Raw genomic sequence first — 12,792 nt, forward strand, 5'->3', positions numbered from 1 at the left:
AAGCTTCGGCAAAGCCCTCTTCCGTAAAAATCTTAACTTCAGACCTATAGACAATAAAAAACCTTCTAAATATGAGTTACATTGATAAGATCACCGAAGTTCTGGGAGACGATGCTTCCAATTTACTGGAGCACAGCAGTAAAAAGATCCCGAAAGAGAGACTGACAATCCCCGGCCCAAATAGTGTGGAAAATTTTGCTGAAAGTGACCGTAGTCCGCAGGTTTTAAAAAGCCTCGCGCAACTGTATAATCACGGTGCGCTTGGTGGGACCGGTTACCTCAACATCCTTCCGGTAGACCAGGGAATTGAACATAGCGCAGCAGCCTCTTTTTACAAGAACAAGGATTATTTTGATCCCGAAAACATCATTAAACTAGCCATAGAAGCCCAATGTAACGGCGTTGCTTCCACTTTTGGCGGCCTGGCCTTACATGCCCGTAAATACGCACATAAAATTCCTTTTGTGGTAAAGATCAATCATAATGAGTTGATGACCTACCCCAATAAATACGACCAGATTCCCTTCGGAAGCGTAAAGGAAGCCTGGGACATGGGCGCGACGGCCATTGGGGCCACTATTTACTTCGGAAGTGAAGAAAGCACAAGGCAAATTCAGGAAGTAGCAGCGGCTTTTGAAGAAGCGCACCAGCTGGGAATGGCGACCATTTTGTGGTGCTATACCCGAAATTCAGCTTTCAAGAAAGACGAAAAAGATTACCACACCGCCGCCGATCTAACCGGGCAGGCCAACCACATTGGAGTTACTATAAAAGCCGATGTCATCAAACAAAAACTGCCCACCACCAATTTCGGGTTTCAGGACATCAACTTTGCCAAACATTCCAAAGAAATGTATGAAAGCCTTACCACAGATCATCCTATCGACCTGTGCCGCCTGCAGGTAGCAAACTGCTACATGGGCAAGATCGGACTAATTAACTCTGGCGGTGGTTCTGAGGGCGACTCCGATTTTAAAGCGGCGGTAAAAACGGCTGTCATCAACAAACGCGCCGGCGGCAGCGGACTCATTATGGGGCGAAAAGCCTTTCAGCGACCTTTAAAAGACGGAGTGGAGATTTTAAGAAGCGTTCAGGAGGTGTATTTGACAGATGAGATAAGTGTTGCCTGAAAATTGTATAATGATATTGTAACCAGCTGGTGCACCAAACCTAACAGGTCTCCAAGACCTGTTAGGTTTTATCCGGCTGAAATCTTTTGATTCGAAAACCGGGATTTTAGCAGATCAATATCTTTTTCACTATAGCCTTTAAGTTCCATTGTTTCTCCGGGAGTCTTCTGATTGGTATGGAGAATAAAATAGCTATTAGTAATTGTGATTCTGTTAATCTGGGTTCTGGAATAGGTTACCGGTTTGAGTTGCCATTTGCTCAGGATCACCTGCTCCTCATTCCAGGCAATAAATTCCTGATTGCGATCTCTCTGATAAAAATGAATTGCCAGGTATGCTACACCCATTAACAGGTTAAAAACAGATAAAATTTTAAAACCCCCAGTCCCATTGACCAAATAATAAGCCACTCCAATACTCAGCCACAGTAAACCCAGGATCAGGTTATAATGTTGCCTGAAGAAATGCCGCTTTCTTATAATTTTGATCATAGGCAAGAGCTAAACTTCTATACAATAATAATATTTTTCGTTTAGAACCTCTCGTATAAAAAAACCCTCACAGGTTTTTGAAACCTGTGAGGGTTAGACTTTTCAAGAAAACATCCGTGCATCCGTGACCTTTTCCTGACTGCCTACTTAAAAACTGCGCACTGCTTACTGATTGAAAAGCACCTTCCGCTTTGGTTTCTCGACATTGGCATTTACCGGTTCTCCAAAAAGGTCAAAATCGGCGGCATCGGTGATCTTCACTTCATAGAAGTGACCGGTCTTGAGGTAGATGTTCCTGGCGTCAATGAGTACTTCGTTATCAACATCGGGGGAATCGTGTTCTGTTCTTCCCACGTAGTTCTCTCCTTCTTTCCTATCTATGATCACCCTGAAGGTCTTACCAATCTTTTGCTGATTCAGCTCCCAGGAGATCTGTGACTGAATTTCCATAATCTCGTTGGCACGTTCCTGCTTCACCTCCTGCGGCACATCGTCTTCGAGCTTGTAAGCATGTGTATTTTCTTCGTGTGAATACGTAAAACAGCCAAGGCGCTCAAAACGCATGTCTTTCACCCACTGCTTCAGCTCTTCAAAGTGGGCTTCAGTCTCGCCGGGATATCCCACAATAAGCGTGGTTCTAATGGCCATTTCAGGCACCCTGTTTCTGAATTCCTTCAGCAGATTTGTTGTTTTTTCATGGGTTGTTCCGCGGCGCATGGACTTCAGCAAATCATCAGAAATATGCTGCAACGGAATATCGAGATAGTTACAGATCTTTGGCTCACGCTTCATGAGGTCGAGCACATCCATAGGGAAGCCCGTTGGAAAAGCATAATGTAACCTGATCCATTCTATGCCTTCCACCTTTGCCAGGTTTTCAAGAAGTTCAGCTAAATTCCGCTTTTTATAGAGATCGAGGCCGTAGTAGGTAAGATCCTGCGCAATAAGGATAAGTTCCTTTACTCCCTGAGCGGCAAGTTTTTTAGCTTCGGCCACCAGGTTTTCTATAGGAGCAGATTTGTGCTTTCCACGCATAAGCGGAATTGCACAAAAAGAACACGGCCTATCGCAGCCTTCGGCGATCTTGAGGTAAGCGTAATTTTTAGGAGTTGTGGTTAAACGTTCTCCAATAAGTTCGTGCTTATAATCGGCTTCAAGAGCGGCCAGGAGTTCGGGAAGTTCGGTAGTTCCGAAGTATTGATCCACATTTGGGATCTCCTTAACAAGATCTGGTTTGTAGCGTTCACTTAGGCAACCGGTAACGAAAACTTTATCCACTTCCCCCTGCTCCTTCAGCTCAACATACTCTAAAATGGTGTTTACCGATTGTTCTTTTGCATTATCAATAAAGCCACAGGTGTTGATCACCACGATATTCCCCTCCTGCTCATGCACCACATCCTTATTGTTCGCCTTCAGCTGGCCCATAAGCACCTCGCTGTCATAGACGTTCTTACTGCAGCCAAGGGTGACCACATTGATCCTGTTCTTTTTTAATGACTTTGTTCTCATACTTCAATTTTTCATCGTCAAACCTCACAGGTTTCCAAAACCTGTGAGGTTTTGGATAATAGAGGTTCTTCAAAGCGGCTGCAAAGATACAATCTAAAATAACAATTCTCACATCCAGGCCATTAAGCTTTAATAAATAGAACCCAATCACAACTTCCTGATTCCAGGGGCGTTAAAAATGCGGTTTTTTGGAACTTATGTTGTTTTAATTTCCCGATGTTGGCGCATATTTCCGCAGCAGCCGACAACGCGGGGATGCATTCATTTATAATCCCTAATGGGTATTAAGCCAGAAATACCTTCCAAAAATGGCATTTTTGAAAGGTATTTCTGATTTCAGGTTTAAAAGCCTAGGCTGGTACGTCAAGCCGATGGTAAATGCCCTTTTTGAAAGGCCTGTAAGGCTTTTCCGGGCTCAAACTGATGTTTTAAATCCTGTAAACTGCGCTCCAGAGCCCCTAAAACAGCTAAAAGATCATTTGCAGAGACCGCCCCCATATGCCCTACCCTAAAATATTTGCTTTTTACTTCGGAAAGGAGTCCGCCGGCGAGAATGACATCATTTTGGCCCATTTTTGAGAGCAAAGCAGCACCGTCAACATTCTTGGGATAATACACGGCCGTAAGCGTATTGGCGGCAATTTCTTCCCTTTCTGGTAATATCTGGAGATTTATGGCAGAAAGTGCTGCCCGAAATGCTTTTGCTAACACGCGATGCCGATTTATTCTTTTCTCCATCCCTTCAGCAGTTATCATTTTTAAACCTGCTTCAAGAGCAACAATCAAATTAACAGCAGGCGTTCCGAAGTAAGAAGGTTTTCTTTCCTGGTATGCTTTCATTATGGGCAACCAGTTATTCCAGTCGGCATAATAATTAGGCACGGGCGATTTCCTGTTTTTCCAAATCTCCATGGCTTTTTGAGAAGCCATAAGCAGCGCGAGCCCGGGAGGCACACCAATGGCCTTTTGAGAACCTGTGAGCACCACATCGAGACCCCACTCTTCCTGAAGAACCTCCTCTCCTGCCACGGAACACACCCCGTCTAAAATACTCAGCACCTTGTATTTTTTGGCCAGGTTTGCGATAGGTTCAGGATTGACCAGGACCCCGGTGGAGGTATCTACATGAGTGACAGATAAGGCTTTATACTTTTCGGTTTTAAGCTCCTTTTCAATGGCTTCAAGGCTTACCACTTCCCCTAAAGGAGCTTCCAGGAGCTTTGTATCTGCGCCGTAACGATCAAAAATATCTTTAAAACGCCGGCCGAAATATCCGGTGGAGACTACCAAAACCTTATCGCCGGCTTCAATGAGATTGGCCGCGGCCATATCCATTGCCAGGGTGCCGCTGCCGGCAACGATAAAAGGCTGGCCACCGGGCGCTTTCCACACTTTTCGCATGAGCTCCAGGCTGTTCCCGAAGCTTTCAATAAAGTGGGGAGCCACATGGCTGTTCGTGGGCATGGCCAGGGCCTGCAGAACTTCGGGTTCAAATTCTATAGGGCCGGGAATCATAAGTAATTTTCTGCCTTTCATGATATTTCTTGTGGTTAACTGAATTTTAAGTGTACGTAAAAATACATGCGATACCCTTAAATATCGCATGTATTTTTGAAGGTTTATTTATCCATTACGGGTTCTTGTTCGGCAACAGTTTGATGATCCTTAAACTGGTTGCTGGTATTTTTCTCTCCTTCAGCTTTCAAGGCTTTTTCCCCGGAAAAGAAACTCTTGTGATCATCTCCCAGATCTGAACCTGCCATGCGCTGATGCTTCACGCAGGAAACCCCCTTGCGGATCTCCTGCCTCTGAACCCCTGTTACATAAGCCAGCATGCCTTCTTCTGAAAAATAGCCTTTTGTGAGGTCATTCATATGAAGTGCGGTAGTGTGATAGGTTGGCAGGGTGATGAGGTGATGAAAAATCCCTGCTTCTTTTGCTCCCTGGATCTGGAACTTCTTAATCATCCTGTCGGCCCTGAAACATAATTCGGTGCCATCATAAGCTGAATCCATTAGATTATTCCGGTCATACCCCGTCATATTTTCACCTTCAGCAAGCATTTCATCATAGGCCTGGTGACGGAAGTTGAGGGTCCAGTTAAAAGAAGGAGAGTTGTTGTAAACCAGTTTGGCATTGGGCACCACTTCTCTCACCCTGTTTACCATATGAGCTATTTGCTTCACATTGGGCGTGGGCGTTTCGATCCATAAAAGATCGGCCCCATTTTGCAGGCTGGTAATACAATCCAGAACCACCCGGTCTATATTAGTTCCGGCTTTGAATTTGTACAGCCCGTTGGGCAATCGCACGGGGCGCATGAGCTTACCATTCCTTTTCAGCAGCACATCGTCTTCTTTGGCTTCATTGATGTCTATAGTTTCGGCTTCTATGAAAGCTAAATACTTTGAGGCCAAATCTCCCGGCTCCTGACTCACCGGAAGCTTTTGAGTGAGCCCGGCACCTTCAGAATCTGTTCTTGCCACAATTATTCCGTCTTCAACCCCCAGTTCGATGAAAGCATACCTGATGGCATTTAGCTTAGCGATGAAATCTTCATGCGGCACAGTCACTTTCCCATCCTGATGCCCACATTGTTTGGCATCTGAGACCTGATTTTCAATCTGGATGGCACAAGCCCCAGCCTGGATCATTTTTTTCGCTAACAGGTAAGTGGCCTCTTCGTTGCCAAAACCTGCATCAATATCTGCAATAATGGGCACTACATGAGTTTCAAAATTGTCAATTTTATTTTGTACATCCTCGCCTTTTTCAAGTCTTCGGAAAAGGTCGTTTAACTCAATGGCATCTGCCTGGCGCAAGAAATCGTAAATTTCACCAATAAGCGCCGGCACGGCAGTTTTTTCGTGCATGGATTGATCGGGCAGGGGACCGAATTCTGACCGCAGGGCAGCCACCATCCAGCCCGAAAGATAGAGGTATTTTTTACTGGTGGTTTTGTGGTGCTTTTTCACGGCTATCATATTTTGCTGGGCCACAAAACCATGCCAGCAGCCCAGAGACTGGGTGTACTGAGATGGATCTTTATCATACTCTGCCATATCTTTTCTCATGATGGCTGCGGTATATTTTGCAATATCCAGACCTGTTCTAAACCTGTTTTGAAGAATCATTCTTGCTGCACTTTCAGCATTTACAGAGTTCCATGTTTCTCCATATTTTTCTTTCAGGTTCTGTACAGCCTCCAATGCAGAGCGATAATTTGTTTGTGGTTGATTTTTCATAATTTTGTAAGATGTTATTAGTTTGTTATTAATAATTAGATCCTGCAGATTGTTGCCGCAATCGCAGGATCGCTTTTTTTAAATGTACTGGTAAGCCGGAAGCGTGAGGAACTCTTCAAATCTTTCTGAAAGCACCAGCTTATCAAAAAGGCTGATAGCCAGCTCATACCGGTTGCCTTCAACAGCGTTGCTTTCTGCTTCTGCCATGATTTTATCAGATTCATTTTGTAGTAGCGTTTTGTACAATTCAGTATTGAATTTACGCCCGTCTTCCAGCACAACTTCGTGCTTTAGCCATTGCCACAGCTGCGTTCTTGAGATTTCGGCAGTAGCGGCATCTTCCATTAGGTTGTAAAGTGCCACCGCACCATAACCCCGCAGCCAGGCTTCAGTATAAAGAATTCCCACGTTGATGTTCTTTCTAATCCCGGCTTCGGTAATGCTACCCCTGGGTATCTCTACCAGGTCTTCTTCAGAAATATGCACATCATCACGAGTCACGTGCAGTTGATTTGGCCCCGGCATGTGTTTATCGAACTCCGCCCTGGCCACTTCTACCAACGCCGGATGCGCAACCCAGGTGCCGTCATGCCCGTTTTTCACTTCGCGCTCTTTATCTTTTCTCACTTTTTCTATGGCAGCTGCATTGGCTTCCTCATTATTTTTAATAGGAATCTGAGCGGCCATACCACCAATGGCATGAATGCCCCGTTTATGGCAACGCTGGATCACCAGCTTTGAATAAGCTTCCATAAAAGGTGTGGTCATGCTCACCTGGTCGCGGTTTGGCACCACATATTGCGGGTGGTTCCTGAATTTCTTGATGTACGAAAAAATGTAATCCCAACGGCCGCAATTTAGGCCCACGATATGATCTTTGAGTTCATAGATGATTTCGTCTAGCTGAAAACTTGCAGTAATAGTTTCGATGAGCACGGTGGCCTTAAAAGTTCCTGTTGGCACTTCCAGATAATCCTGTGCAAAGTTGAATACCTTATTCCACCAGCGGGCTTCGGTGTAATGCTCTAACTTCGGAAGGTAGAAGTAGGGCGCGGTATTGTTCTTCAGCAAAATTTGAGTGTTATGATAAACGTACAGACCAAAATCCACGAGGCTGCCTGAAGCTTGTTCCCCATTGATCAATATATGTTTTTCGTCAAGGTGCAGACCTCGTGGCCGCACCAGTAAAACCGCGGTTTCAGGATTGAGATTATAAGATTTTCCGCTCTCTGGATCTAAAAGGGAAATGGTCCTGTTATTGGCATCAATCAGGTTTTGCTGGCCTTCAATCACGTTTTGCCAGGTAGGCGAGGTACTGTCTTCCAGGTCTGCCATAAATGTTCTGGCTCCCGAATTCAATGCATTGATCACCATTTTTCTATCTACAGGTCCCGTGATCTCCACCCGCCTGTCTTGCAGATCGGCAGGAATACTGCCTGCCCGCCAGTCTTCTTCCCTTATGGATTTGGTCTCGGGTGGGAACTGAGGCAAGGTACCTTTATCGAAAACCTTTTGCCGTGCTACACGCTTTTCCAGCAAGGAAAGTCTTTCTGGATTAAACTTTTCGTGTAATGCAGTTAGAAAATTCAAAGCCCCGTCTGAAAGGATTTCAGGGTAATAATTTTTTACATCTTTTGAAAATTCTAAATTACCTGCTTTTAATTCTTTGGTTTTCATGGTTTTATTGTTTTGCACAACAATATTACATGAAAGAATTTAAAAAAACAAGCGAACGTTCGCTAAAGATAAAAATTCGCAAATAATTAATATTCGCGAAAAACTTTATCTTTGAATTATGGAAGAAGAGTATATCAAGCTCATTTTTGGACTGAAGCTAAAGCAGATAAGGACCGAGAAGAATTTGTCTTTATTTGGTTTATCCAAACTTTCGGGCTTATCTAAATCATATCTCAACGAAATTGAGAATGGAAAAAAATATCCCAAACCCGATAAAATAGCCTTACTCTCAGATAAACTGGAAGTTCCTTACGACCAAATGGTCTCCCTAAGGCTTGACAAGAATTTAGCTCCCATTGGAGAATTACTGCAATCGAAGATCCTGAAGGAAATTCCGCTGGAACTTTTCGGCATCAAAGAAAGCAACCTTATTGATATCGTCGCCAACGCCCCTACAAAGGTAACTGCGTTTATAAGTACCATCATTGAAATTGCTCATCATTACAGCTTTAGCAAGGAGAGCTTTTTCCTGGCTGCCGTGCGTTCATTCCAGGAAGCCAATAACAATTATTTCGAGGACCTGGAACAGCAGGTGTTGAAATTTGCAAAAGCTTACCAGGTAGACCTCAACAGGTTTTTAGGATCAAAAGTTTTGGAAGAGATCCTGGTAGAAGAGTACGGCTACGTAATTAATGAAAATGAACTGAGTAAAAATGAGGCTTTAGGTAATCTGCGATCAGTTTTTGTACCTCAAACCAAAACGCTGCTGCTGGCAAACGGAATTGACGAAGCCCAACGCACCTTTATCTTTGCCAAAGAAATAGCCTATAATTACCTCGAAATAACCGACAGGCTGCACACTTTTCCGTGGATAAAGTTCCAGAGGTTTGACCAGGTACTCAACAACTTCTACGCATCTTATTTTGCCGGGGCCTTAATAATTCCGAAAGAGGACCTGAGTTCACAACTGGAGAACTTTTTTGAAAAAGAGAGATTTGATGCAACTCATTTCCTGCAAATGCTGGAAGGTTTTAACGCTTCCCCGGAATCTTTTTATCAGCGGCTAACCAATATTTTACCTAAGTCTTTTAATATTAAAAACTTGTTCTTCCTGCGGTTCACTCATAAAGAAGGCAGTGAAAAATTCTTCCTAAATAAGGAGCTCCATTTAACCCATCACCATTCCCCCCGGGCCAATGAGACCAATGAGCATTATTGCAGAAGGTGGGTGTCGCTGAAGGGGTTAAAAGAAATAAGTAAAAGCGGAAAGGATCATGAATTCGGGTTGCAGGTCTCTCATTACCCAAGCCATGGAACTACTTACCTGGTTCTCTCCTCTGCCACTAAAGACCCTTTCAGGAATAACCAGTATCGAAGCATAAGTATTGGCCTGCTCATCAATAAACAACTGGAGCGAAAAGTGAACTTTTTAGGAGATAAAGCGATCCCGTGGCGGGATGTGGGCGTCACCTGTGAGCGCTGCGGAATTATAGATTGCGAGGTGAGGCAGGCCCCGGCAATTGTTCTGGATAAAGAAGCCAAAAACAAAAAAATTGAAAAGATCGTGGAGGAATTAAACTTCCGGTTCCAATCCTGACAGGCTACTCTCTGATGGGTACATCCCCCTTCGAGATAAGATTTAAACATATATCTTCAATAATTTATACAGCCTTCGGAAGAATAAGTATTGTAAACTAAATCCTGAAGCGATTTAATATTTATATCGAAACCAACAGGCGAACCTGCGAGCCCGATGAGGTCGTACAACCAGTAACACAAAAGCCTCCTGTTTTCACAGAAGGCTTATGAATGTTTGTAAATGTACATTGCCACCTTTACGATAGGCAATTGAAATTACATCAGGAATTTACTTCCGAAGAGATAAACACTGAATCTTTATGGCAGCAACAGTATTCTTATCTTAAACTTCTTTCCTGTCAATTCCTTTTAGTACGCCATTTTTACGATCTCTTCTACATTTGCGGGGGTGAGGGATTGGTGTTCTCCCAGGCCTGTCCAGCCTCTTTCGACAAAGCGCTTGTTGATCTTCTCGGCAGTACCTTCGTAATCTTTGGTGTAACTGGACAATTGGGTAGCTATCCCCATCTGGTTAAAGAATTCTTCGGTCCTGTCTATTGCGGCCGCAGCTTTCTCTTCTAAAGTACCCTCTGTGATATTCCATACCCTTTCGGCATACTGCGCCAGTTTCTCTTTTTTAGCTTCAAAGTTAAACCTGTAATGGCTCGGTGCAATTATTGCCAGGGTGCGGGCGTGGTCAATTCCGAAGAGGGCTGTAAGCTCATGCCCCATTGCATGCACCGCCCAGTCTGTAGGCACTCCTTTTTGAATGAGTCCGTTGAGGGCCATGGTACAGCTCCACATGAAATTTGACGCCGCAGTATAATCTGAAGGATCATTTAAAACTTTTGGCCCAACTTCAATAAGCGTCTGCATGATGCTTTCGGCAAACCTGTCCTGCAAATATGCGCCGCTGGGATAGGTCATATACTGCTCGAGCACGTGCGTAAAGGCATCAGTAATGCCGTTGGCTATCTGGCGTGACGGAATTGACTTTATCACCTCCGGATCGAGAATAGAGAACAAAGGAAATAAGCCCGGACCGCCCATTCCAAGTTTCTCCTGAGTTTCTTCCCGGGTGATCACAGCGCTAGAATTCATTTCTGAACCCGTGGCAGGCAAGGTAAGCACAGTCCCAAAAGGCATGGCTTTGCTGGTACGTATCTTTTGCGCCGGTATTTCCCATGGCTCTCCTCCTTCATAGAGGGCCGCTGAGGCTAGGAATTTGGTACCGTCTATGACCGATCCTCCTCCCACAGCCAGCAGGAACGTGATATTCTCTTCCTTTATCAGCTTCAGGGCCTTCATGAGCACTTCGTATTCGGGATTGGCCGGGATACCGCCAAATTCCATAACTTCAAAACCCTTAAGGGCCTCTTTTACCTGCTCATAAATGCCATTTTTCTTAATGCTTCCGCCGCCATAAAGCATGAGGATTTTGGCATTTTTGGGAAGTTCTTCTTGCAGTTTTTTTATCTGCCCTTTTCCGAAGAGAATTTTCGTTGGGTTCTTAAAATCAAAATTTCTCATAAATAGCTTTTCAGGATTAGTCAATAACTGTGATCAGATCTTCTTTGTGCTTGCGCACCTTTACCAGACCGGCCAGCCAGTCGTTTTCGGGATCGCGATAGCCAAGAGGTAGCATCACACAGCTCTTTAATCCTTTTTCACCCAGGTTGAGGATTTCATCAAGCGCGGCCTCGTCAAAACCTTCCATTGGCGTGCTGTCTACCCCTTCAAAAGCGGCGGCGGCAATAGCCTGTGAAAAAGCAATATACGCCTGGCGGGCAGCGTGATTAAAATTCTCTGCAGCCTCTCTCTGCGGATAATGGCTCAGCAACTTCTGGCGGTAATTCTCATAACCTTCATTTTTAAAGCCGCGGACTTCATTTGTAAGGTCAAATACCTTATTGATACGGTCTTCGGTATAAGTATCCCAGGCCGCAAAAACCAGCAGGTGTGAACAATCGGTCACTACCGACTGGTTCCAGGCGATGGCTTTTATCTTTTCCTTTAACTCGGGGTTGGTGATCACCAAAATCTCGAAAGGCTGCAATCCGCTGGAAGTTGGGGCCAACGAAGCCGCTTCTAAAATAGCATCGATCTTTTCCTGTGGCACTTTCTCGCCGTTCATTGCTTTGGTGGCATAGCGCCAGTTGAGTTTATCTAGTAATTCCATAGTTTTGATTATATATTAATGAATGTTCATTCTTTTTTTGACGGAAAAAAATTCCTGTTTCTTGCTTCTGAAAAATTAAAGTTTAATAGCGTCCCAGGCTGCGGAATATGCTCTTTCAAGCGCCGGTTTATCTACTTTGCACCAGCCTTTTAACTCGGTGTTAAGCAGAAAGCTGATGGGATAAACGGTAAAAGCATATAGAATAAAAGGCGATAAAGGTTTCACAACGCCTTCTTCTTTGCCGCGCTCCCACAGGGCAATAAGCGGTTGCAGGTGCTTAAGGCCTTCCTGCCTGCTCTCTTCATCTATCATGGGCGTATTATCGCACTGTGAAAGGAACAGGGCATGATCAACCTCCTTTAGTTTAAAAGTGGCAATGTTCATCCATATCTTTTTAAAGCCCTCTTCTACCCCCATGCTGGGTTCATAATCTTTAAAAGCGCAATTGCTGAAAGAACTTTTCACCTCAATATATGCCTGATTCGCCAAATCCTGCTTATTCTTAAAATACAGGTAAATGGTGGCCGGGGAAACATTGGCCATTTTGGCAATTTTAGACATGGGAGCTGCGTGGAAACCGTTATTGTTTACCAGGCAAATGGTTGCTTTTAGCAAAGCATCGCGCTTTATCTGACTTTTAGAAACTGCTTTCATCACTTAATTGAAGTGCAAATATACAAAAAAAAGAATGAACGTTCATTTTTTTACTTTCCCTAGTTAGAAGTAACTCATGCTATTGTTTTGGTTTTATCCTTAGTATTCCAAATTGGAGGGAAAAAACATATATCCATGAAATTCACTTTTGATTCGCTGCCTTCAGCTTTTAAAAAATCCCTTCTGAAAATGGCATTTTTGGCTGTCTTCTTTGGCGAAGCATAAACCAGAATATTTTTAAAAAGGACAAAGGCTGAAGGCCCCTTCCGAAGGAATTAATCATAATTTTAAACTTTGGGATTTAGTAATTTTACCTGTGTTTTAAC

At 44.0% G+C, this 12,792-nt stretch carries 10 protein-coding genes; 2 read left to right on the forward strand and 8 right to left on the reverse strand.

Annotated elements, in window-relative coordinates:
* Positions 1 to 71: 71 nt before the first annotated feature.
* Entirely contained in the window at positions 72 to 1,130 is a 1,059-nt protein-coding gene (locus tag JRG66_RS01930) for a class I fructose-bisphosphate aldolase (RefSeq protein WP_265164062.1), read from the forward strand.
* Positions 1,131 to 1,198: 68 nt separating this feature from the next.
* Here JRG66_RS01930 and JRG66_RS01935 read toward each other — a convergent pair whose 3' ends face one another.
* From JRG66_RS01935 to aceB, 5 genes are all read right to left on the reverse strand, one after another.
* Complete coding sequence (locus JRG66_RS01935; protein WP_265164063.1) at positions 1,199 to 1,621, reverse strand: hypothetical protein; 423 nt, start codon at positions 1,619 to 1,621, stop codon at positions 1,199 to 1,201.
* 165 nt (positions 1,622 to 1,786) lie between these two features.
* The gene (rimO, locus tag JRG66_RS01940) at positions 1,787 to 3,133 is read right to left on the reverse strand and encodes a 30S ribosomal protein S12 methylthiotransferase RimO (protein ID WP_265164064.1); all 1,347 of its coding nucleotides are present in this window, start codon (positions 3,131 to 3,133) and stop codon (positions 1,787 to 1,789) included.
* 363 nt (positions 3,134 to 3,496) lie between these two features.
* Positions 3,497 to 4,669, reverse strand: a complete 1,173-nt coding sequence (locus JRG66_RS01945) for a pyridoxal-phosphate-dependent aminotransferase family protein (RefSeq protein WP_265164065.1) — start codon at positions 4,667 to 4,669, stop codon at positions 3,497 to 3,499.
* An 83-nt stretch (positions 4,670 to 4,752) separates the two neighbouring features.
* Positions 4,753 to 6,378 (reverse strand): isocitrate lyase, encoded by a 1,626-nt coding sequence (locus JRG66_RS01950; protein ID WP_265164066.1) that lies wholly within the window; start codon positions 6,376 to 6,378, stop codon positions 4,753 to 4,755.
* A gap of 78 nt (positions 6,379 to 6,456) precedes the next feature.
* Entirely contained in the window at positions 6,457 to 8,055 is a 1,599-nt protein-coding gene (gene aceB / locus JRG66_RS01955) for a malate synthase A (RefSeq protein WP_265164067.1), read from the reverse strand.
* A gap of 118 nt (positions 8,056 to 8,173) precedes the next feature.
* Here aceB and JRG66_RS01960 point away from each other — a divergent pair, with 118 nt between their 5' ends.
* The gene (locus JRG66_RS01960) at positions 8,174 to 9,652 is read left to right on the forward strand and encodes a helix-turn-helix domain-containing protein (protein WP_265164068.1); all 1,479 of its coding nucleotides are present in this window, start codon (positions 8,174 to 8,176) and stop codon (positions 9,650 to 9,652) included.
* 350 nt (positions 9,653 to 10,002) lie between these two features.
* On the opposite strand, the gene JRG66_RS01965 is transcribed toward JRG66_RS01960, so the two are convergent.
* The 3 genes from JRG66_RS01965 to JRG66_RS01975 form a co-directional block, all read right to left on the reverse strand.
* Positions 10,003 to 11,163, reverse strand: a complete 1,161-nt coding sequence (locus JRG66_RS01965) for an iron-containing alcohol dehydrogenase (RefSeq protein WP_265164069.1) — start codon at positions 11,161 to 11,163, stop codon at positions 10,003 to 10,005.
* A gap of 16 nt (positions 11,164 to 11,179) precedes the next feature.
* Positions 11,180 to 11,812, reverse strand: coding sequence for a nitroreductase family protein (locus tag JRG66_RS01970; protein ID WP_265164070.1), 633 nt, complete (start codon positions 11,810 to 11,812; stop codon positions 11,180 to 11,182).
* 75 nt (positions 11,813 to 11,887) lie between these two features.
* Complete coding sequence (locus tag JRG66_RS01975; RefSeq protein WP_265164071.1) at positions 11,888 to 12,466, reverse strand: TetR/AcrR family transcriptional regulator; 579 nt, start codon at positions 12,464 to 12,466, stop codon at positions 11,888 to 11,890.
* Positions 12,467 to 12,792: the final 326 nt, after the last annotated feature.

Origin of the sequence: Salinimicrobium tongyeongense, from assembly GCF_026109735.1 — a bacterium.
Lineage (GTDB): Bacteria > Bacteroidota > Bacteroidia > Flavobacteriales > Flavobacteriaceae > Salinimicrobium > Salinimicrobium tongyeongense.

Excerpts from the sequence above, each read along its gene's own strand:
- JRG66_RS01930 (WP_265164062.1), top strand. The coding sequence starts at position 72 with ATGAGTTACATTGATAAGATCACCGAAGTTCTGGGAGACGATGCTTCC.
- JRG66_RS01935 (WP_265164063.1), bottom strand. The coding sequence starts at position 1,621 with ATGATCAAAATTATAAGAAAGCGGCATTTCTTCAGGCAACATTATAAC.
- rimO (WP_265164064.1), bottom strand. The coding sequence starts at position 3,133 with ATGAGAACAAAGTCATTAAAAAAGAACAGGATCAATGTGGTCACCCTT.
- JRG66_RS01945 (WP_265164065.1), bottom strand. The coding sequence starts at position 4,669 with ATGAAAGGCAGAAAATTACTTATGATTCCCGGCCCTATAGAATTTGAA.
- JRG66_RS01950 (WP_265164066.1), bottom strand. The coding sequence starts at position 6,378 with ATGAAAAATCAACCACAAACAAATTATCGCTCTGCATTGGAGGCTGTA.
- aceB (WP_265164067.1), bottom strand. The coding sequence starts at position 8,055 with ATGAAAACCAAAGAATTAAAAGCAGGTAATTTAGAATTTTCAAAAGAT.
- JRG66_RS01960 (WP_265164068.1), top strand. The coding sequence starts at position 8,174 with ATGGAAGAAGAGTATATCAAGCTCATTTTTGGACTGAAGCTAAAGCAG.
- JRG66_RS01965 (WP_265164069.1), bottom strand. The coding sequence starts at position 11,163 with ATGAGAAATTTTGATTTTAAGAACCCAACGAAAATTCTCTTCGGAAAA.
- JRG66_RS01970 (WP_265164070.1), bottom strand. The coding sequence starts at position 11,812 with ATGGAATTACTAGATAAACTCAACTGGCGCTATGCCACCAAAGCAATG.
- JRG66_RS01975 (WP_265164071.1), bottom strand. The coding sequence starts at position 12,466 with ATGAAAGCAGTTTCTAAAAGTCAGATAAAGCGCGATGCTTTGCTAAAA.